Source organism: Pseudomonas sp. 15C, from assembly GCF_055484735.1.
Map to the genome: position 1 here is coordinate 156,683 of NZ_JBUDGD010000002.1, position 21,624 is coordinate 178,306.

Consider the following 21,624-nt stretch of genomic DNA (forward strand, 5'->3'; position numbering starts at 1 on the left):
AGGACACTATGGCCCGTTTCGAACTGCAAAAACTCTACATCGATGGCGCGTACACCGACGCTGGCAGCGATGCCACCTTCGAAGCCATCAACCCGGCGAACGGTGAAGTCCTCGCCCAAGTGCAACGCGCGACCAAGGAAGACGTCGAGCGCGCTGTGGTCAGCGCTGAAAAGGGCCAGAAGATCTGGGCCGCGATGACCGCCATGGAGCGTTCGCGCATCCTGCGTCGCGCCGTCGACATTCTGCGCGAGCGCAACGATGAGCTGGCCGCGCTGGAAACCCTGGACACCGGTAAATCCTTCTCCGAAACCAAGTACGTCGACATCGTCACCGGTGCCGACGTGCTGGAGTACTACGCAGGCCTGGTGCCGGCCATCGAGGGAGAGCAGATCCCGCTGCGTGACACCTCTTTCGTCTACACCCGTCGCGAGCCGCTGGGCGTGGTCGCCGGTATCGGCGCGTGGAACTACCCGATCCAGATCGCTTTGTGGAAATCCGCTCCAGCCCTGGCGGCGGGTAACGCGATGATCTTCAAGCCAAGCGAAGTCACCTCGCTGACTACCCTGAAACTGGCCGAGATCTACACCGAAGCCGGCGTGCCAAACGGCGTGTTCAACGTCCTGACCGGCAGCGGCCGTGAAGTCGGCACCTGGCTGACCGAGCACCCGCGCATCGAGAAAATCTCCTTCACCGGCGGCACCGACACTGGCAAGAAAGTCATGGCCAGCGCTTCGGCTTCGTCGCTCAAAGACGTGACCATGGAACTGGGCGGCAAGTCGCCGCTGATCATCTGCGACGACGCTGATCTGGATCGCGCCGCCGACACCGCGATGATGGCCAACTTCTACAGCTCCGGTCAGGTTTGCACCAACGGCACCCGCGTGTTCGTACCGGCGCACCTGAAAGCCGCGTTCGAAGCCAAGATCGTCGAACGCGTTGCGCGCATTCGCGTCGGCAACCCGGAAGACGAAAATACCAACTTCGGTCCGCTGGTCAGCTTCGCCCACATGGAAAGCGTGCTGGCTTACATCGAGAAAGGTAAGGAACAAGGCGCACGTGTACTGTGCGGCGGCGGTCGTCTGACTGACGGCGAGTTCGCCAAAGGCGCGTTCGTGGCACCGACCGTGTTCACCGATTGCACCGACGACATGACCATCGTTCGCGAAGAAATCTTCGGTCCGGTCATGGCGATCCTCTCCTACGAAACCGAAGAAGAAGTGATCCGCCGCGCCAACGACACCGACTTCGGCCTCGCCGCCGGTATCGTCACCCGCGATCTGAACCGCGCGCACCGCGTGATTCATCAACTCGAAGCCGGTATCTGCTGGATCAACGCCTGGGGCGAGTCCGACGCAAAAATGCCGGTCGGTGGCTACAAGCAGTCGGGTGTGGGCCGTGAGAACGGGATCAGCTCGCTGAACAACTTCACCCGCATCAAATCGGTACAGGTCGAGCTGGGCGATTACGTCTCGGTGTTCTGAGGAGCCACAAGCGGCAAGTTTCAAGCTGCAAGTAAAAGCAGTTTGGGCTTGCCGCCCTCCCCGATTTCGAAGCCACCGCTCGCTGCTTTTCCTTGCAGCTAGAAGCTAGTGGCTTGTAGCTCCCGCAGGAGAATTTATGACTAAAGAATACGACTACATCATCATAGGCGCCGGCTCGGCCGGTAACACACTTGCCACCCGTCTGACTGAAGACGAAGGCGTCACCGTTCTGCTGCTCGAAGCCGGCGGTCCGGATTACCGTTACGACTTCCGCACGCAAATGCCGGCCGCGCTGGCGTTCCCGCTGCAGGGCCGCCGCTACAACTGGGCCTACGAAACCGATCCAGAGCCACACATGGACGGTCGCCGCATGGAATGCGGTCGCGGCAAGGGCCTCGGTGGCTCATCGCTGATCAACGGCATGTGCTACATCCGCGGCAACGCCATGGACTATGACGGCTGGGCGAAACTGCCGGGCCTGGAAAACTGGTCGTACCTCGATTGCCTGCCGTATTTCCGCAAAGCCGAAACCCGTGACATCGGCCCGAACGATTACCACGGTGGCGACGGGCCGGTCAGCGTGACCACACCGAAAGCCGGCAACAACCCGCTGTTCCACGCCATGGTTGAAGCGGGCGTGCAGGCCGGTTATCCGCGCACCGAAGACCTCAACGGTTACCAGCAGGAAGGCTTCGGCCCGATGGACCGCACCGTGACGCCGAACGGCCGCCGTGCTTCCACCGCCCGTGGTTATCTCGACGTTGCCAAAAAGCGCTCGACCCTGACCATCGTCACCCACGCACTGACCGACAAGATTCTGTTTGAAGGCAAGCGTGCGGTCGGCGTGCGTTACCTGATCGGCGATGCTGAAGAGCGCGTCGAAGCCAAGGCGCGCAAGGAAGTCCTGCTGTGCTCCGGCGCCATCGCGTCGCCGCAGATTCTGCAGCGCTCCGGCGTCGGCCCGGCGAAACTGCTGGAAAGCCTCGATATCCCGGTGGTTCACGACCTGCCGGGCGTCGGTGAAAACCTCCAGGATCACCTCGAGCTGTACCTGCAATACGCCTGCACTCAGCCAGTCTCGCTGTACCCGTCGCTGCTCTGGTACAACCAGCCAGCCATCGGTGCCGAGTGGCTGTTCAACGGCACCGGCATCGGCGCCAGCAACCAGTTCGAGGCCGGCGGTTTCATCCGTTCGCGTCCGGAATTCGAATGGCCGAATATCCAGTACCACTTCCTGCCGGTGGCGATTAACTACAACGGCAGCAACGGTGTCAAAGAACACGGTTTCCAGGCGCACATGGGTTCCATGCGTTCGCCGAGCCGTGGCCGCATCCAGGTGAAATCCAAGGATCCGCGCCAGCACCCGAGCATCCTGTTCAACTACATGGCCACCGAGCAGGACTGGCAGGAATTCCGCGACGGCATCCGCCTGACCCGGGAAATCATGCAGCAGCCGGCACTGGACGCCTTCCGTGGTCGGGAGATCAGCCCGGGCATTGACGTGCAAACCGATGAGCAACTGGACAAGTTCATCCGCGAGCACGCCGAAACCGCGTTCCACCCGTCGTGCTCGTGCAAGATGGGCACCGACGAGATGGCTGTGGTCGATGGCGAAGGCCGCGTGCACGGCATGCAGAGCCTGCGCGTGGTCGATGCCTCGATCATGCCGATCATCACCACCGGCAACCTCAACGCACCGACGATCATGATGGCCGAGAAAATCGCCGACAGGATCCGTGGCCGCAAGCCGCTGCCGCGCAGCAATGCTGCGTATTACGTAGCGAACGGCGCGCCGGTCAAAGGCAAGCCGATGCGTGATATCACCCCGGTTACTCAATAAGACATAACACCGCGTCACGGCTAATCGCTGGCAAGCCAGCTCCCACAGGGTTTTGCGTCGTTCACACATATTGTGTTCAGCAAAAAACCTGTGGGAGCCTGGCTTGCCAGCGATGAGGCCCTCACAGCCAGCACACAATTCCCCGCTGCACAGTAAAACCTCCTACACCCCCTCTTCACTTGATCCTACCCCCACGCAGGCCTACTCTAGACCTCGCGCAACCGTTTCATCCCTCCCCGCCGTCGCTGTGCCGCTTGCCCCTACAAGGAGGTTTCCGAATGTTCGATTTCCACCCCCAGCTCAAGCAGCGCTTCGCTGCCTTGCGCACGGGCGCCGAGTTTTTTTCCCTGCGCTATGTCCGCGAGTCCGGGCAGTACCTGTCGGTGCGCAAGAACGTCGCCGAACCGCCGAGCCTGAGCCGCGATGAGGGGGCGATGCTCACCGTGCGCGTCAACGGCGTCGAAGCTTATGCCGCGACCAACGACCTCTCGCAGCAAGGCCTGCAAACCGCGCTCGAGCGTGCCGAGCAGCAAGCCCGCCAGCTCAAGCCGCACGCCTTGCTCGACCTGCGCGATCAGCCGCTGAGCAGCGATCGGGCTGATTATTTTTCGCCCAACCTCGAACAACCCTTTCCGTCGCTGAGCGAATGTTATGAGTTGCTCGGCGCGGAATCCGCCTCGGTGCCCAAGGATGAGCGCCTGGTGAACTGGCAAGTGAGCATCGGCATTACCCACGTCGAGCAGATCTACCTGAGCAGCGCCGGCGCCGAATTGCGCCAGGCTCAGCGCTTCGTGTACCCGAGCCTCGACGTCACCGCCTACGACGGCAATGACAGCCAGACCCGCAGCCTCGGCCGTGAGAATTTCGGCCAGCAGGGCGGCGCCGATGTGATCAGTCGCTGCGGCCTGGTCGGCGCCGGCCCGCAAGTCGCCGATCAGGCGCTGCAATTGCTGCTCGCGCCGAACACCCCGCAAGGCCCGCGCGATCTGCTGTTGATGCCCGATCAGATGATGCTGCAAATCCACGAATCGATCGGCCACCCGCTGGAACTCGACCGGATCCTTGGCGACGAGCGCAATTACGCCGGCACCAGTTTCGTCAAGACCAGCGATTTCGGCAGCCTGCAATACGGCTCCGAACTGCTCAACGTGACCTTCGATCCGGGCATTCCCGAAGAACTCGCCAGTTACGGGCATGACGACGATGGCAGTCGGGCGAGCAAACAATTTCTGATCCGCGACGGCTTGTTGCTGCGCCCCTTGGGCGGGGCGCTGTCGCAATACCGCGCCGGTCTCGACGGCGTCGCCAACAGCCGCGCCTGCAGCTGGAACCGCGCGCCGATCGACCGCATGGCCAACCTCAATATCGAACCGGGCGACCAGCCGCTGAGCCTGCTCATTGAAGGCATCGAGCACGGCATTCTGATGAGCACCAACCGTTCGTGGTCGATCGACGATGCTCGCAACAAATTCCAGTTCGGCTGCGAATGGGGCCAGTTGATCGAGAACGGTGAACTTAAAGGCGTGGTGAAAAATCCCAACTACCGGGCAATTTCCGCGCACTTCTGGAAAAGCCTGCGCGCCGTGGGCAACGCCGACACCGTCAAGGTGCTTGGTACGCCGAACTGCGGCAAGGGCGAACCGAACCAGGTGATCCGCGTCGGCCACGCTTCGCCGGCTTGCGTGTTCAGCAATATTGATGTGTTTGGGGGAGACGCCTGATGAGCATTTCGAAGAATCCGTGCGACGCCTTCAAGGTCATGGTCGATTGGCTGCGCGACAGCGTCCGCGAGCCGGAACAGTTCACCCTCAGCTACGCCGCCGAAGCCTCGGCGTTCGTGCGCTTCAATCACGCCAAGGTGCGTCAGGCCGGGCAAGTGCAACAGGCCAACATCGTCCTGAAGCTGATCAATGACGGTCGCCACGCCGACTTGCAGGTAACCCTGTCCGGCGATCAGGAAGGCGACCTGCGCAGGCTCAGCGAAGGCCTGCAACAACTGCGCGAAACCCTGCCGCTGCTGCCGCAGGACCCGTACCTGCTGCTCAACCACAACGGCTGGCAGAGCGAGAAAGTGCAGGAGCATCCGCTGCCGGACACCGAGCAGGTGGTGGATGAAATCTGCGCTGCTGCTGAAGGTCTGGACCTCGTCGGGTTCTACGCCGCCGGGCCGATCAGCCGGGGTTTCGCCAGTTCGTCGGGGGCGTTCGGCTGGCATCAGGCCAACAGCTTCAACTTCGATTTCAGCCTGTTCCACGACAACGGCGAGGCGGTCAAGGCCAGCTACGCCGGGCATGACTGGAGCAGCGCAGGCTTCGCCAAACGCTTCGCTCAGGCGCGCGAACAACTTGAATACCTGGGACGACCGTTACGCACTCTGGCACCGGGGCAATACCGCGCCTACCTGGCGCCGGCGGCGCTGGAAGAAATCATGGGCATGCTCAGTTGGGGCGGGTTTTCGGCACAGTCGATTGCCAGCAAAAGCAGCCCGCTGCAAAAGCTCTACGTCGGCGATCAGGCATTCAGCCCGCTGGTGTCGCTGGACGAGAAAGTCAGCACTTCGCTGAGTCCGGCGTTTTCCGGTGAGGGTTATCCGCGTAGCGACTTGCGCCTGATTGTCGAGGGCAAGGCCGGCGATCAACTGGTCGGCTCGCGCAGTGCCGCCGAATATGGCCTGGCGGCGAACGGCGCGGGCGGCGGTGAAATGCCCAGTGCGTTGAACATGGCCGCCGGTGACTTGTCGCAGGAACAGATCCTCCAGCAGTTGGGCACCGGGCTGTACATCAGCAACCTGTGGTACCTGAACTACTCGGATCAACCGGCCGCACGCATGACCGGCATGACCCGTTTCGCAACCTTCTGGGTCGAGAATGGCGAGATCCAGGCGCCGGTCAGCACCATGCGTTTCGACGACAGCGCCTACAACCTGCTCGGTTCGCAGCTGGAAGCGTTGACCGCCGAGCGGGAGTTGCTGCTGTCGGCCAGTACTTATAGCCAGCGCAATACCTCGTCATCGTTGCTGCCGGGGGCATTGGTCAGCCGACTGACCCTGACCCTCTGACACCGCAACACCGCAACACCGCAACACCTGTGGGAGCTGGCTTGCCAGCGATGAGGACATCAGATTCAACATCTGTTTGTCTGGAAATCCGCCATCGCTGGCAAGCCAGCTCCCACACTGACCGCGCTCGACCTTGAATATGCTGACCACACGAGGTTCCATGCCCAACCGCCCGCCTCTCGACGCCATCACCGCCCGCTGGTTGCCGTGGGTCGTCGCCATTGCATTTTTCATGCAGTCCCTCGACGGGACCATCCTCAATACCGCTCTGCCGGCGATGGCCCGCGATCTGGCCGAAGACCCGTTGCGCATGCAGGGCGTGATCATTGCCTACATGCTCACCGTGGCCTTGCTGATCCCGGCCTCGGGGTGGATCGCCGACCGTTTCGGCACCAAGAAAATCTTCTTCGGGGCAATTCTGCTGTTCAGCTTCGGCTCGCTGCTCTGCGCCTTGTCCAGCAGCCTGAGCATGCTGATCGGCGCACGGGTGATTCAAGGCCTCGGCGGTGCGCTGATGCTCCCGGTCGGGCGGCTGGTGGTGCTTCGCGCCTACCCCCGCTCGGAGCTGGTGCGGATCATGGGTTTCATCACCATTCCAGGATTGCTCGGCCCCTTGATCGGCCCGACCATGGGCGGCTGGATGGTCGAGTACCTGACATGGCACTGGATCTTCCTGATCAATCTGCCGGTCGGTTTGATCGGTTGCTACGCGGTATGGAAGTTCATCCCCGACCTGCGTGGCAGCGAACGCACGCGCTTCGATAGCCTGGGTTTTTTGCTGTTCGGTGCGGCGATGATCCTCATCACCATTGCCATGGAAGGCCTCGGTGAATTGCACCTGCCGCACCTGCGGGTGATGTTGCTGCTGTTCGCTGGGATGGCCTGTCTGGCGGCGTACTGGTTGCGCGCCGGGCACATCGACAATCCCTTGTTCGCACCGTCGCTGTTCAAGACCCGCACCTTTGCCGTCGGCATTCTCGGCAATCTGTTCGCCCGTCTGGGCAGCGGCGCCCTGCCGTTTCTGGTGCCGTTGCTGCTGCAAGTGGCGCTGGGGTATTCACCGTCGCAAGCGGGGATGAGCATGCTGCCACTGGCCGCAGCGGCGATGGTCGCCAAGTGGGTGGCGCGGCCGTTGATCGAACGCCTCGGTTATCGCATCGTCCTGACCGGCAACACGCTGGCGCTGGGGATCATGCTGGCGAGCATGGCGCTGGTCAGTGAGCAGACGCCGTACTGGCTGCTGCTGTGCCTGCTGGCGGTGCTCGGCGCGATCAACTCGTTGCAGTTCACGGCGATGAACACGGTGACGCTGATCGACCTCGACGACGCCAGCGCCAGCAGCGGCAACAGCCTGTTGTCGGTGGTCGCGCAACTGTCGTTGAGCCTGGGCGTGGCCTGCGCCGGTGCGCTGCTCGGCGGGTTTACCGCGCAGATCGGCAACGACGGCGTGGACACCGTGCTCGGTGCGTTCCAGCTGACCTTTGTCACGGTTGGGGTGATGGCGATGCTGGCGGCGACGATCTTCTCGCAGCTGTCCAAGGAAGACGGGCGCCGGCCCAAACGCCCGGAACAACACATCGAACATTGATCGCTGTTCGTCCAGAACTTTCGAAGAAAGTGGCACGGGGCTGCTACACTGCGCGACATTTTGTTTTGCAGGCCCGTCCCGTGACCACCATCGCCACCGCTTTTAATACTCTGCCCCTGTCCGCCGCCATGCTGGCTAACCTCGAATCACTCGGTTATGCCCAGATGACGCCGATCCAGGCGCAGAGCTTGCCGGTGATCCTCAAGGGGATGGACCTGATCGCCCAGGCCAAGACCGGCAGCGGCAAGACCGCCGCGTTCGGTATCGGCTTGCTCAACCCGATCAACCCGCGCTACTTCGGCTGCCAGGCACTGGTGATCTGCCCGACCCGTGAGCTGGCCGACCAGGTCGCCAAGGAAGTCCGTCGTCTGGCTCGCGCCGAGGACAACATCAAAGTCCTGACCCTGTGCGGCGGCGTGTCGTTCGGCCCGCAGATCGCTTCGCTGGAGCACGGCGCGCACATCATCGTCGGCACGCCGGGGCGCATTCAGCAGCACCTGCGCAAGGGTTCGCTGGTGCTCGATGGCCTGAACACGCTGATCCTCGACGAAGCCGACCGCATGCTCGACATGGGTTTCTACGACGCCATCGAAGACATCATCGTCAAAACCCCGGAGCGCCGTCAGACCCTGCTGTTCTCGGCCACGTACCCGGTGGGCATCAAGCAACTGGCCTCGAAGTTCATGCGTGACCCGCAAACGGTGAAAGCCGAAGCGTTCCACGATGACACCCAGATCGAGCAGCGCTTCTATGAGATTTCCCCGGAAGATCGCATGAGCGCGGTGACCAAAGTCCTCCACCACTTCCGTCCGGCCTCGTGCGTGGCGTTCTGCTTCACCAAGCAGCAGGTGCAGGAAACCGTCGATCACCTGACCGCCAAAGGCATTTCCGCAGTCGGCCTGCATGGCGATCTGGAACAGCGTGATCGCGATCAGGTGCTGGCGATGTTCGCCAACCGCAGCACCTCGGTGCTGGTCGCCACCGACGTTGCCGCCCGTGGTCTGGACATCGATGCGCTGGACATGGTGATCAACGTCGAGCTGGCCCGCGATTCGGAAATCCATATTCACCGGGTTGGCCGCACCGGTCGCGCCGGCGAGAAAGGCATTGCCATCAGCCTGGTCGCCCCGGGCGAAGCGCACCGTGCGCAAGCCATCGAACAACTGCAGAAATCGCCGCTGAACTGGGATCAGATCGACAACCTCAAGTCCCAGGGCTTGGCACCACTGCAGCCGCCGATGACTACCCTGTGCATCGGCGCCGGGCGCAAAGACAAAGTGCGTCCGGGCGACATTCTCGGTGCGTTGACGGGCGAAGCCGGCATTCCCGGTGCGCAAGTGGGCAAGATTGCGATCTTCGATTTCCAGGCCTACGTCGCCGTGGAACGCACCGTGGCCATGCAGGCCCTGCAGCGTTTGAACGATGGCAAGATCAAGGGCCGCTCGCTGCGCGTACGCATTTTGTAATCGATCTTCCATCCAAAGAAGATCCCCTGTGGGAGCGGGCTTGCCCGCGATGACGGACTGACAGACAACATCTATGTTGGATGTGCAGGCCTCATCGCGGGCAAGCCCGCTCCCACATGGGTCGCAGGTGATTTTGAATTTTGTGTGAGGACACCGTTTTGCGCTCTACCGAAGTCGTGATCATTGGCGCTGGCGCCGCTGGGTTGATGTGTGCACTGACCGCCGCCGGGCGCGGGCGTCAGGTGTTGCTGCTCGATCACGCGAACAAGGCCGGCAAGAAAATCCTCATGTCGGGCGGTGGCCGCTGCAACTTCACCAACATGTACACCGAGCCGGGCAATTTCCTTTCGCAGAATCCGCATTTCTGCAAATCCGCACTGGCGCGTTACACCCAGTGGGATTTCATCGGCATGGTCGGCAAGCACGGCGTGCCGTACCACGAGAAAAAACTCGGCCAGCTGTTCTGCGATAACAAATCCAGCGACATCCTCGAAATGCTCCTTGATGAATGTGATCAGGCCGGCGTCGAGTTGCACCTCGACACTTCGATCCAGACTATCGAGAAAGTCGACAGCGGTTACCTGCTCGACACCACGCTCGGCCAGGTGCAGTGCCAGTCGCTGGTGATTGCCACGGGCGGCCTGTCGATCCCGACGCTGGGCGCCACCGGTTTCGGCTATCAGGTGGCGAAACAGTTCGGCCATGAACTGCTGCCGACCCGCGCCGGGCTGGTGCCGTTCACCATCACCGACCAGCTCAAGGAACTGTGCACCGAGCTGTCCGGCACTTCGGTGGATTGTCTGGTCAGCTGCAACGAGCAGAGCTTTCGCGAAAACATCCTGTTCACCCACCGTGGCCTCAGCGGCCCGGCGATTCTGCAGATTTCCTCGTTCTGGGAATCCGGCGATACGGTGGAGATCAACCTGCTGCCGGATCACGACGCCGCGAGCTGGCTGCAGCAGCAAGTGGCCGAACGGCCGAACAGCGAGCTGAAGACGCTACTCGGCGAGATCTTCACCAAGAAAATGGCCAACCTGCTCGCAGACAACTGGTTCGTCTCCAAACCGATGAAGCAGTACACCCACGCCGAACTGGCCGAGATCGCCGACAAGCTGGGCAGCTGGAAAGTCGTGCCGGCGGGCACCGAAGGCTATCGCACGGCCGAGGTGACGCTCGGTGGCGTGGATACCCGCGAAGTCTCGTCGAAAACCATGGAATCGCTGAAAAGTCCCGGCCTGTATTTCATCGGCGAAGTGCTCGACGTCACCGGGCATCTGGGCGGCTTCAACTTTCAGTGGGCGTGGGCGTCCGGATACGCGGCTGCGCAGTACGCCTGACCCCATTCTCTCGAATGTGAAATGCAATCCCTGTGGGAGCTGGCTTGCCAGCGATGGCGGTCTGATATTCAACATTGATGTTGGATGTACCGGCCTCATCGCTGGCAAGCCAGCTCCCACAGGAACATGTGCCTCATTCAAGATTTAGTTCGCACAAGATCTCAAAGGAACACTTTTTGCTGTCAGATGTGCTCGGCGCCATTGCGTCGGCGTCATTACTGGCTCAATTTAGCGGCATCGCCTCGGAAGGCCTTCGCACTTCATGTCCTCGACCTCGTTTCGTCAGTCTTTGCGGCGCCTGTGGGCGCTGGATAAATTCAGTTATAGCGTGCGGGTGTTCATCGCCCTGACCGGCAGCATGGCGCTGTGCTGGTATCAGGATGAAATGGGCCTGCTGATTCCGTTGTTCCTCGGCATCATCGCCAGCGCCCTGGCGGAAACCGACGACAGTTGGCAGGGCCGCCTCAATGCGCTCGCGGTGACGCTGGTGTGTTTCAGCATCGCCGCGCTGTCGGTGGAATTGCTGTTCCCCTACCCGATCATTTTCGCCGTTGCCCTGGCGCTCGCCAGTTTCGGCCTGACCATGCTCGGTGCACTCGGCGAGCGTTATGGGGCGATTGCCTCGGCAACCTTGATCTTGTCCGTGTACACGATGATCGGCGTCGATCAGCGTGGCGGCGCGGTCACCGACTTCTGGCATGAGCCGATGCTGCTGGTCGCCGGTGCAGCGTGGTACGGTCTGCTCTCGGTGCTGTGGCAGGCACTGTTTTCCAATCAACCGGTGCAGCAGAGTCTGGCGCGGTTGTTTCGTGAACTCGGGTTTTATCTGAAGCTGAAGTCAGCGCTGTTCGAGCCGATCCGGCAGATGGACGTCGAAGCCCGGCGTCTGGAACTGGCGCAGCAGAATGGCCGTGTGGTCGCCGCGCTCAACACCGCCAAGGAAATCATTCTGCACCGGGTCGGCAACGGTCGCCCCGGATCGAAAGTCAGCCGTTACCTGAAGCTGTACTTTCTCGCCCAAGACATCCACGAACGCGCCAGCTCTTCGCACTATCCGTACAACGCCCTCGCCGAGGCGTTTTTTCACAGCGACGTGCTGTTCCGCTGCCAGCGTCTGTTGCGCCAGCAAGGCAAGGCCTGCCGCGCCCTGGCCGAATCGATCCAGATGCGCCAGCCTTTCGTTTACGACGCGAGTTTTGCCGAAGCCCTGGGCGACCTGCACGCCTCCCTCGAACACTTGCGCATCCAGAGCAACCCCGCGTGGCGCGGCTTGCTCCGCTCGCTACGCGCACTGGCGGCCAACCTCGGCACCCTCGACCGTTTGCTCAGCGATGCGAGCAATCCTGATGCCCTCGCCGATGCCACCGACAGCAGCCTGCTCGACCGCTCGCCGCGCAATCTCAAAGACGTGTGGATTCGCCTGCGCACCCAGCTGACGCCGACCTCGTTGCTGTTCCGTCATGCCCTGCGCCTGCCGCTGGCACTGAGTATCGGTTACGGCATGGTGCACTTGATTCACCCGTCGCAAGGTTACTGGATCATCCTCACCACGCTATTCGTCTGCCAGCCGAACTACGGCGCGACGCGGCGCAAACTTGGTCAGCGGATTCTCGGCACAGCGATCGGCCTTACGGTGGCGTGGGCGCTGTTCGACCTGTTCCCCAACCCGCTGGTGCAATCGTGCTTCGCCATTGCCGCCGGGGTGGTGTTCTTTACCAACCGCACCACGCGCTACACCCTGGCGACAGCGGCGATCACCATCATGGTGCTGTTCTGCTTCAATCAGGTCGGCGATGGCTACGGGCTGTTCCTGCCGCGCCTGTTCGATACCCTGCTTGGCAGCCTGATCGCCGGGCTGGCGGTGTTCCTGTTCCTGCCGGACTGGCAGGGCCGACGCCTGAACAAAGTGCTGGCCAACACGCTGACCTGCAACAGCATCTATTTGCGCCAGATCATGCAGCAATACGCCGCCGGCAAGAGCGACGACCTCGCCTATCGCCTGGCTCGCCGCAACGCGCACAACGCCGACGCGGCGCTGTCGACGACGCTGGCGAACATGCTCATGGAGCCGGGGCATTTCCGTAAGGAAGCGGACGTCGGCTTCCGCTTTCTGGTGCTCTCGCACACTCTGCTGAGTTATCTGTCAGGGCTGGGCGCGCATCGCGAGACGCAATTGCCAGCCGATGTGCGTGAGCATCTGATCGATGGCGCCGGGGTCAAGCTGGCCGCGAGTATCGACGAAATCGCCCAGGGGCTGGCAAGCAAACAGCCGATTGCGATTCAGAGCGATGAGGAAGAAGCACTGGCCAATGAGCTGGAGCAGATGCCGGATGAAATCGATGAAGGCCAGCGGCTGGTGCAGACGCAACTGGCGTTGATCTGCCGGCAGTTGGGGCCGCTGCGCACGCTGGCGGCGCACCTTATCAAGGACACCTCAGAGATCAGCGGCGGCTGACAAGGCGTTATCGCGAGCAGGCTCACTCCTACAGGGGAACGCATTCCAATGTAGGAGTGAGCCTGCTCGCGATAGCGCCATCAGCGACACAACAAATCCTGGATCAGCCTTCACATCCCATGCTGGCGCAGCAGCTTTTCATAACTGCCATCAGCCTTCATCGCTGCAATCGCCTTGTCGAACCCCGCAACAATCTGTTCATGCTGCGCATTCTTCAGGCTGACCAGAATATGCAGGCTGTTCTCACTCAACGGCTTAGGCAGGAATTCCACTGAATTGCGCACCTTGGCTGACTCGCGCGCCAGGTAATACTTGGCCACGTATTCGTCTTCCAGGGTCAACTTGACCCGATCCGCCGCGAGCATGCGCACACCCATGGCGAAGTTATGCACAGGGACTTTCTGCATCGCCGTATCGGCATCGAATACCGCCGAATAGGCGTAGCCGCGTACCACCGCAATCGGATAGGTGTGCAGTTCCTGCAGATTGCTGTAATCGATCGGCGCGTCTTTGCGCTTGAGGAAGCGAATCCGGTTGGTCAGGTACTCGCCGGAGAATTGCCCGTACCGGGTGCGGTCTTCGTTGTACCAGGCGTTGACCAGCACGTCGTAACGACCTTCGTCGACGCCGAGCAAGGCCCGCGCCCATGGCACCTGTTCATAACTGCTGGCGTAACCAGCCCGGGCCAGCGCGGTGCTGACGATATCCGTGGCCAGCCCGCCGTTGACCAGCGTGTCGTCGGTAAACGGTGGCCAATGATCGAAGACCAGTCGCAGCTTCTGCGCTGTCGCATCCTGGCCCAGCAACAGCAGTCCGATCAAAGCAACGGCTTGAAGCAATCGCGGCATGCTTGAACATCCTCAACGGGCAGCGGCCCGACGCGTCTCACGGCAGAAAACCAAGACCCCTTACCGGCAAAACCCAGGCACTAACATTAGCTCATTACAGCCAGTGCACGGCACTCTCCAGCAGATTACACAAACTCGGCACGGCTGCGCGAAAGGAATGATGGCATTTTGACCTTTATCACAGACTCTTACGCCATAAAGACATCTTCGTCGCGTGCGCTTAGTATCGGGCGACACGAACAAGGAATCGGCAAATGACAATCGAGTGGATCTGCAAACATCACAGCGATCTGGGCAAGGAACAGCTGTACGCGCTTCTGAAACTGCGTTCGGAAGTGTTCGTGGTCGAACAGAAATGCGCCTACCCAGACCTGGATGGCCAAGACCTCGACGGCGACACCCATCACCTGATGGGCTGGGACAATGATCAACTGGTCGCGTACCTGCGCCTGCTGGATCCGCAGTCTCAGGGCGGTGACGTGGTGATCGGCCGCGTCGTGACGGCACCGGCCGGTCGCGGCAAAGGGCTGGGGCACAAGATGATGGAGCAGGCGTTGAAACAGGCCGAGAAGCATTGGCCGCAGGTGCCGATCTACCTGTCGGCGCAGGCGCATCTGCAGGGGTATTACGGCCGGTACGGGTTTGTGGTGGCAGGTGAGGAATATCTTGAGGATGACATTCCACATATCGGTATGCGTCGCTCCTGAAGGCCCCATCGCTGGCAAGCCAGCTCCCACAAGGAATTGCGTCGTTCACAACTTGTGTGAACACCAGAAAAACCTGTGGGAGCTGGCTTGCCAGCGATGGCGTCAGCCCAGTCCACTCAGGATTCAGGGATACTCCAGCACTGCCTTGATCTGGCGCAAATTGCGCTCGATCCAGCCACGATCAATCGCCCCCCAATCGCGAATCCGATAACGCCCGGCATGATTGCGCGCGCCCTCTTCCTGCTCGAACTCACAGACGATATCCAGATCCGCCAGCGCTGCGATCGTGTCCTGCGCTGTGCGGCGGGGCATGCCGGTGACTTCGGTCAGTGCCGGCACGCTCGGCGCCAGACCGCTGTCGATCAGGTACGCCACAAACAGGCGGCGATAGAAACTGCTCTTGGTCTTGCTGACGTCCATCCACATCTTCCTGATAGCTGATCAAGCCTGCATGTCGCGCCAGGTCAGGTACACGCGCAGATCGAACTCGACCTGGTGATACCCGGGCAGCATGTGCTCGCACAATTTATAAAACGCCTTGTTATGGTCCGACTCCTTGAAGTGCGCCAGTTCGTGCACGACGATCATTTTCAGAAAGTCCGGCGCGGCGTCCTTGAACAATGAGGCGATGCGAATCTCTTTCTTGGCCTTGAGCTTGCCGCCCTGCACCCGCGACACCGTGCTATGCAGGCCGAGCGCGCGGTGGGTGAGGTCGAGGCGGTTGTCGAACAGCACCTTGTCGATCGCCGGCGCATTGCGCAGGTATTCCTGCTTCAGCTCCAGCGCATAGCTGTACAACGCCTTGTCGCTCTGCACGTCGTGCCGGCCCGAATAGCGTTGATCGAGGTATTCGCCCAGCCGCCCTTCGGCGATCAACTGGCGCACCTGATCCTGCAAACGTTCCGGATAGGCCTGGAGGTATTTCAACGCAGTCATCAGCGGGCAGCACGGTTGGCAAAAAGGTGCGCCAGTGTAGCGAATTCAACCGGCCAGCGCGCCCCAGTCAAACGGCTCGGCGAAGCTGGCCGCGTCCTCGGCGATCAACGGCCGCGCCACCAGGAAACCCTGCACATACTCGCAGCCATGGGCTTGCAGCCACTGGTATTGCTCGACGGTTTCCACCCCTTCGGCGATCACCAGCAAACCGTATTGCTTGCACAGACTGATCACCGTACTGACCAGCGAGGCGTCGCGGGGCGAATCAGGTAACCGGGCGATCAAATGGCGATCAAGCTTGAGCGTATCCAGCTCCAGATCGCGCAAATGCGCCAATGAGCACGGCCCGGAACCGAAGTCATCCAGCGCCACGCGCACGCCGAGATTACGCAGCAAGCGCAACTGTTTGCGGGTTTCGTCGGGGTTCTGCATCAAGGCTTCTTCGGTGATCTCGACCTCCAGCTGTCGCGGCTGCAAGGCGTGACGCTCCATCACCTGACGCAATTCGGTAACCAGATTCGGCAGGCTGAACTGGGTGTTGCTCAAACTGACGCCCAGCACCAGATCATCGGCAAACAGACTTTCCCAGGCTTTACGCTGACCTGCACCGCGATGATAAATCCAGCTGCCGAGACGACTGATCAGCCGCGCCTCTTCCAGCAGCGGTAAAAACAGACCCGGCGGTACATCGCCGACGCTTGGATGTTGCCAGCGCAGCAACGCCTCGAAACCTCGAATCCGGCCGCTGCCAATCGCCACCTGTGGCTGGTAGACCAGGTTGAAATCACGATTCTCGATCGCAGCGCGTACGCTTTCCTCAAGCATCAGTCGCGAACGCGCGCGGCCGTTCATTTCATGATCGTAAAAGCGATATTGCTGACGCCCGGCGCGCTTGGCTTCATACATCGCAATATCGGAAGCGCGCAACAAACCGTCGAGGTTCGAGCCGCAGTCCGGGTACGTGGCGATGCCGATGCTGGCGCCGAGGACGATATCCAGACCTTCGATCTGCTGACAGATCGACACGCGTTCGATGAGTTTTTCCGCAATCTTCGCCGCCTGCTCGGGAAATTCCAGATCCAGCAGCGCGGTAAATTCATCACCGCCCATCCGCGCCAGAATGTCGAACGGCCGCAGGCAGGCTTTCAATTGTTCGGAAACCCAGCGCAGCACCCGGTCGCCGGCATCGTGACCGAGGGAGTCGTTGACCCGTTTGAAGCCGTCGAGGTCCAGATACAACAGCACCCAGCTGCTGTCGCTGCGCTCGCCGCGCAACAGCAGGTTTTCCACGGTCTGGTAGAAACCACGACGGTTGAGCAGTCCCGTCAGCGGATCGGTCACGGCCTGAAACTCCAGCTGCTGATGCAGGTGACGCACCACCGACATGTCGAGCACGGTCACCACCATCGCATGCTGCTCGGACGGCAGCGCCGCGCAGGACAACGCAACCGGCACTTGCTGGCCTGGCGCCGTACGCAGCAGGGCATCGTGCAGTCGCAAGGTTTCGCCACGCTTATAGCCGGCATAGAACTCGGAATCGGCCCACAGCGCAATGTGCGGTTTCTGCAGATAGTCGAGAAACTCCCTGCCCTGGAGTTCCTTCACCGGCGCGTTAAGCAAGCGCGAAATTGCCGGGTTGGCAAAGCGGATCAAACCGTCCTCGCCGAGCACCAGAATACCTTCAGCCGCGTTGTCCAGCACCGAGGCGTTAAAGGCTCGCGCCACTTCCAGGTCATGACTCAGACGCTGCAACGCACGGCGGTTGCGCTGGTGCTCCAGCAGCGCCTGCACTTTCGGTTTGAGAATCTGCGGGTCGAAGGGCTTGAACAGGTAATCCACCGCGCCACTGGCGTAGCCCTTGATCACGGCGTCCTGGGATTGTTCGTTGGCGGTGAGGAAAATGATCGGCGTCAGCCGTGTGCGCTGGCTGCCGCGCATCAACCGCGCCACTTCAAAACCGTCCATACCGGGCATCTGCACATCCAGCAGCACCAGGTCGACGTCTTGTTCGAGCAGAATATTCAGCGCCTCGAAACCGGAGGCGGCGGTGATCACATGCCAATCCTGGCGCTGCAGCAATGCACGCATGCTGATCAGGTTTTCAGGGTAATCATCAACGATCAAAAGGACAGAGCTGCCTTCACCTGGCTGGGGTTGCGCGCATTCCATGCTGCTTCTCTTTTCGGGACCGTTGCCGGCAAAAACGTAGACGAACTGAGCCTTCACTCTAGACGCGGATCGGTGAAAGCAGAAGCTGTCATCCCGCCATCATTCAGACAATGCTCAACTCAGCCGACTAACGGTCACCGCTACAGCCCCCGAAAACCGGGCGGGATGGCATTTCGACAGGACTTTGACGTCAAGTAATCGCCGGACGGGCATTAACAAAAATTGCCGCTACGCTTATAAAGACGCCCGAAAACGCGCGGGCTAGAGCTTCTGGCACCGACGTTCCGGATGAATTGAGTGGAAGAACCGTCATGATCGATCTCGCAACCTGGAACCTCAGTGTTCCCGTTGGCAGCCCGCCGTACACAGTCGAAACGTCGAAACTGGTGGACGGCTTCAAGGATCAGTACTTCCATTCCGACACCGGCACCCTGTTTTTCTGGTCACCGGTGACCGGCTCGAAAACCGAAAACGCCATCTACCCGCGCACCGAACTGCGTGAAACCTTCAGCAACGGCACCCTGCGCAACTGGTACTACCCGGACGCCGACAACCTGCTGCGCGCGACCCTCATCGTGAACAAGGTGCCGAGCTCCGGCAAGATCGTCATCGGCCAGATCCATGCTTACGAAAGCCAGCGGCCAATGGTCAAACTCGAATACCAGTACAAGACCAAAACCGAAACCGGCAACCTGGTAATCAAAGTGCGCATGCGCCCCGATGACGCCGAAAGCCGCGTTATCACACTGGCCACCGGGATCAAGCTCGACCGCGAATTCAACTACCTCATACACCTCAGCCCCGGCGGCGCGCTGGGTGTCAGCGCGGCGGGCTATCAGTGGGACTCACAGATCAGCGCGACGTGGCGGGACAAGCCGCTGTACTTCAAGGCTGGGGTTTATGTGCAGGACAACACGGGGTATACGAGTGAGGGGGGACAGGTGACGTTTTCGAAGCTGGATATTGATCACGATAAATGAGCTGAGAGCCCTGAGGTTTTGCAAAATTTAAAAGGCTACGCAGTTAGACGGGGCTGCACCTGCATTTACAGGCAAACAACAGCTAACCTTTGCACGGTTCGCCTGCCCGGCCTTGGGGCTTGACCTTAATCATCACGCTCTACCAGATCGGCTAACGATTTGAGATCGATGCGGTTATCGACGATTTCCAACGCCATGCCCAACGCAGTAATCACTCGAAACACGGTATAGAACGCGACGTTTTCACCGGCCTCAAGATCAATGATGGTTTTGCGGCTGCACTTGGCCCTCTGCGCCAAAATGGCTTGGCTGTATCTCTTGGCTTTGCGCACTTGACGCACGCGCTCGGCGAAGATGGCTGGGTTGCTCAAAATCAAAATGTCACCCATATGCGACTTTTATCCAACTTTACTCGGTAAAGTCCGATATGGGTTACTTTCCAACGAGCGATTCCATGCCGACACTCAAGCATTTCCGAATGGACCATCAGCTTTTCAACAGTACGTTTAGTTTTTTCGGCAGCTACCTCCGAGAGCCTACAACAGCTTGCGCCGTTGCCTACCACTGCGCCAGAATCCGCCGGCTTGTGCGCCTGGCGGGCCATCGGTAACTTGATTCGCGTCACTGATTTCCAGTGATCGGGTTTAGTAGCCCGGGGTTTCAAGCTTTGTGCATCAGCATCTGTCGGTGAGGTATTCCATACCTGCGCTTGATGGTAACTGTGCGCAGGGCACCTTCGGGTGCGCCGGCTTGCTCGAAACCCCGGTCTACTAACCTGCGCACAGTTGCCTCTACTTTGATTAGTAGCCAGAGCGGAGGGACTCCATTCAGGTTTCGAGCACATGATCAGATCAACACCACATCCGCCGGCCATCGATCCGGCATCCCCGTACGACTCCCTCGACTCAAAAAAACTCAACGACGCCGCCGAACGCGCCCTCGACCACTACCTCAGCCCCGCCGCACACATCATGACGTGCGCCCACGAACCCGAGGCCATGTACCTCGCTAACCCGAAGTACAACACCGAATCCCTACTGGCCAACGCCAGCGAAACCCTGGGGTCGGCCAGCGAAATGCTCAGCAACTTCGCCGCGACCCTCGACACCTCGCACCGCAAGACTGCGCTGGGTATCGCGCAGGTCGTGATGCTGGGTGAGTTGGCGGTAAACCAGGCGCTGGATCATGTTGAGCTTAAAGAATAAAAACTGCGCAAAAACCCGCCACACGGCGGGCTTTTTTCCCAATGGCTTTAATGTTCTGTATACGCTACATTGATACCTTAATGTTACGGTATCGCAACATGGATTATTCTCTCTTGATCAGCCGCCTCGGCGTGCAATTGCGCGAAAAACGCTTGAATCGGGGCCTGACGCAGGCTCAGCTTGCCGAGCTGGCAGGGCTGACACGCTACAAAGTCATCGCGGTGGAGAAAGGTACCCTTTCTGTCGGCATGATCGCTTATGCGCGGGTTTTGGCTGCTCTGGACTGTGAACTCTCGGTTGTTCCAGCGACGATGCCAACCCTTGAAGAGGTTGGAGATTTATTCGAATGAAAATAACCTCTCTTCATATCACTACCCCTGAAGGTAATAGCGGCAAGCTTTTCAGCGATGCCGAGGATTACACTTTTCGTTATCACGAAGATGCATCGCCACAAATGGCGATCAGCCTCTTGATGCCTGTACGGCATGACGAGTTTCGTCGGCGTGAGTTGCACCCTGTTTTTCAAATGAACCTGCCGGAAGGCTACGTACTGGAGCAGTTGCGCAACCGCTTGGCAAAGACTGTGAATGTTGACCCAATGCTGCTACTGGCGCTTTCCGGAAGTACATCGCCCATTGGCAGGGTTCACGTACGCTCTGAAGCCGTTGATGCATTGTTGCAGGCGAAAGAATTTCCGGGAGAAAAACTCGACGAGATTCTGACTTGGGACGGCACGGAAGATATCTTTGCCAACATGCTTGATCGCTACATCCTGCGGGCAGGCATTTCAGGTGTTCAACCCAAATTGCTGGTACCGGAACGACAAGAGGCTGGATTACCTCGAGTGACATCCAAAACATCGGATCTGATCATCAAAAGCGGGCGTGACGAATTCCCCGGCCTGGCGATCAACGAATTCCTTTGCATGTCCATGGCGAAAGAGGCGGGGATTCCCGTTCCACCGTTTTACCTTTCCGACAACGCCAAGCTGTTTGTCATGCGTCGATTTGACCGCGACGACCAGCTCAATCCGATTGGGTTTGAAGACATGGCGGTGCTGATGGGGCTGTCGGCTAATCAGAAGTACAGCAAGAGTTATGCGGCAATCGCCAAGGCTGTCCGGGTTTTTTGCCCGGTAACACACTTGCGTACGTCGCTTGATCAACTCTTCGATAGCGTCGCCCTAAGCTGCATCGTCGGAAACGGCGACGCTCATTTGAAAAATTTCGGATTGCTCTATTCAGAACCCACGCAACGCGATGCGCATCTGGCGCCGGCTTACGACATCGTCAACACCACGGCCTATATACCAGAAGATGTTCTGGCATTGGATCTGGCGGGCAACAAGTCAATATTCGCCTCGCGCCAAGGTCTCCTGGAATTTGCTCACACCTGTGAAGTCGACCAACCCAAGGAGCGCATTCAGCGTCTGCTTGCCTCAGTTGAAGTCGTGCTCAAACGCTACTCCCACTATCGCGAACAGGCGCCCCATGTGTTCAACGCCATTGAGCACGCGGCAGCGCCATTTTCTCTGACTTTTGGATAGCTTCGTTA

Annotated in this window: 18 protein-coding genes; 13 read left to right on the forward strand and 5 right to left on the reverse strand. The window is 60.0% G+C overall.

Features of this window, described 5'->3' with window-relative positions:
• Positions 1 to 8 precede the first annotated feature (8 nt).
• From betB to yccS, 8 genes are all read left to right on the forward strand, one after another.
• Positions 9 to 1,481 (forward strand): betaine-aldehyde dehydrogenase, encoded by a 1,473-nt coding sequence (gene betB / locus ACYYKW_RS02160; protein WP_093097563.1) that lies wholly within the window; start codon positions 9 to 11, stop codon positions 1,479 to 1,481.
• Between the two features lie 136 nt (positions 1,482 to 1,617).
• The gene (gene betA, locus ACYYKW_RS02165) at positions 1,618 to 3,321 is read left to right on the forward strand and encodes a choline dehydrogenase (protein ID WP_093097561.1); all 1,704 of its coding nucleotides are present in this window, start codon (positions 1,618 to 1,620) and stop codon (positions 3,319 to 3,321) included.
• A gap of 278 nt (positions 3,322 to 3,599) precedes the next feature.
• Entirely contained in the window at positions 3,600 to 5,042 is a 1,443-nt protein-coding gene (locus tag ACYYKW_RS02170) for a TldD/PmbA family protein (RefSeq protein ID WP_336356678.1), read from the forward strand.
• Positions 5,042 to 6,379, forward strand: coding sequence for a TldD/PmbA family protein (locus ACYYKW_RS02175; protein WP_464989304.1), 1,338 nt, complete (start codon positions 5,042 to 5,044; stop codon positions 6,377 to 6,379). The genes ACYYKW_RS02170 and ACYYKW_RS02175 overlap by 1 nt, the downstream gene beginning before the upstream one ends.
• A 160-nt stretch (positions 6,380 to 6,539) precedes the next feature.
• Positions 6,540 to 7,967, forward strand: a complete 1,428-nt coding sequence (gene mdtD / locus ACYYKW_RS02180) for a multidrug transporter subunit MdtD (RefSeq protein WP_090287025.1) — start codon at positions 6,540 to 6,542, stop codon at positions 7,965 to 7,967.
• An 80-nt stretch (positions 7,968 to 8,047) separates the two neighbouring features.
• The gene (gene dbpA, locus ACYYKW_RS02185; protein ID WP_090287027.1) at positions 8,048 to 9,433 is read left to right on the forward strand and encodes an ATP-dependent RNA helicase DbpA; all 1,386 of its coding nucleotides are present in this window, start codon (positions 8,048 to 8,050) and stop codon (positions 9,431 to 9,433) included.
• A 158-nt stretch (positions 9,434 to 9,591) separates the two neighbouring features.
• Positions 9,592 to 10,770 (forward strand): BaiN/RdsA family NAD(P)/FAD-dependent oxidoreductase, encoded by a 1,179-nt coding sequence (locus ACYYKW_RS02190; protein ID WP_093097554.1) that lies wholly within the window; start codon positions 9,592 to 9,594, stop codon positions 10,768 to 10,770.
• 262 nt (positions 10,771 to 11,032) lie between these two features.
• Positions 11,033 to 13,225 carry a YccS family putative transporter gene (gene yccS / locus ACYYKW_RS02195; RefSeq protein ID WP_464989305.1) on the forward strand — a complete coding sequence of 731 codons (2,193 nt, stop codon included), beginning with the start codon at positions 11,033 to 11,035 and terminating at the stop codon, positions 13,223 to 13,225.
• A gap of 110 nt (positions 13,226 to 13,335) precedes the next feature.
• Here yccS and ACYYKW_RS02200 read toward each other — a convergent pair whose 3' ends face one another.
• Positions 13,336 to 14,073, reverse strand: a complete 738-nt coding sequence (locus ACYYKW_RS02200) for a substrate-binding periplasmic protein (protein ID WP_090287035.1) — start codon at positions 14,071 to 14,073, stop codon at positions 13,336 to 13,338.
• Positions 14,074 to 14,327: 254 nt separating this feature from the next.
• Between ACYYKW_RS02200 and ACYYKW_RS02205 the strand changes: the two genes are divergently transcribed.
• Entirely contained in the window at positions 14,328 to 14,780 is a 453-nt protein-coding gene (locus ACYYKW_RS02205; RefSeq protein WP_093097547.1) for a GNAT family N-acetyltransferase, read from the forward strand.
• A gap of 123 nt (positions 14,781 to 14,903) precedes the next feature.
• Here ACYYKW_RS02205 and ACYYKW_RS02210 read toward each other — a convergent pair whose 3' ends face one another.
• Genes ACYYKW_RS02210 through ACYYKW_RS02220 form a run of 3 tightly spaced genes read right to left on the reverse strand, consistent with a single transcriptional unit; the run spans position 14,904 to position 17,885 of the window.
• On the reverse strand, positions 14,904 to 15,200 hold the full coding sequence (locus ACYYKW_RS02210) for a winged helix-turn-helix domain-containing protein (RefSeq protein ID WP_090287039.1): 297 nt from the start codon (positions 15,198 to 15,200) through the stop codon (positions 14,904 to 14,906).
• 21 nt (positions 15,201 to 15,221) lie between these two features.
• Positions 15,222 to 15,716 carry a M48 metallopeptidase family protein gene (locus tag ACYYKW_RS02215; RefSeq protein WP_090287041.1) on the reverse strand — a complete coding sequence of 165 codons (495 nt, stop codon included), beginning with the start codon at positions 15,714 to 15,716 and terminating at the stop codon, positions 15,222 to 15,224.
• A gap of 45 nt (positions 15,717 to 15,761) precedes the next feature.
• Entirely contained in the window at positions 15,762 to 17,885 is a 2,124-nt protein-coding gene (locus ACYYKW_RS02220) for a putative bifunctional diguanylate cyclase/phosphodiesterase (RefSeq protein WP_464989306.1), read from the reverse strand.
• A 311-nt stretch (positions 17,886 to 18,196) separates the two neighbouring features.
• Here ACYYKW_RS02220 and ACYYKW_RS02225 point away from each other — a divergent pair, with 311 nt between their 5' ends.
• Entirely contained in the window at positions 18,197 to 18,865 is a 669-nt protein-coding gene (locus ACYYKW_RS02225) for a polysaccharide lyase family 7 protein (RefSeq protein WP_093097542.1), read from the forward strand.
• Positions 18,866 to 18,990: 125 nt separating this feature from the next.
• On the opposite strand, the gene ACYYKW_RS02230 is transcribed toward ACYYKW_RS02225, so the two are convergent.
• The gene (locus ACYYKW_RS02230) at positions 18,991 to 19,254 is read right to left on the reverse strand and encodes a helix-turn-helix transcriptional regulator (RefSeq protein ID WP_231990186.1); all 264 of its coding nucleotides are present in this window, start codon (positions 19,252 to 19,254) and stop codon (positions 18,991 to 18,993) included.
• 453 nt (positions 19,255 to 19,707) lie between these two features.
• Between ACYYKW_RS02230 and ACYYKW_RS02235 the strand changes: the two genes are divergently transcribed.
• From ACYYKW_RS02235 to ACYYKW_RS02245, 3 genes are all read left to right on the forward strand, one after another.
• Complete coding sequence (locus ACYYKW_RS02235) at positions 19,708 to 20,070, forward strand: DUF6124 family protein (RefSeq protein ID WP_093097540.1); 363 nt, start codon at positions 19,708 to 19,710, stop codon at positions 20,068 to 20,070.
• Positions 20,071 to 20,168: 98 nt separating this feature from the next.
• Complete coding sequence (locus tag ACYYKW_RS02240) at positions 20,169 to 20,420, forward strand: helix-turn-helix domain-containing protein (RefSeq protein ID WP_093106403.1); 252 nt, start codon at positions 20,169 to 20,171, stop codon at positions 20,418 to 20,420.
• Positions 20,417 to 21,616: a type II toxin-antitoxin system HipA family toxin gene (locus tag ACYYKW_RS02245; protein WP_336356669.1), complete on the forward strand. Its 1,200-nt coding sequence runs from the start codon at positions 20,417 to 20,419 to the stop codon at positions 21,614 to 21,616. The genes ACYYKW_RS02240 and ACYYKW_RS02245 overlap by 4 nt, the downstream gene beginning before the upstream one ends.
• Positions 21,617 to 21,624 lie beyond the last annotated feature (8 nt).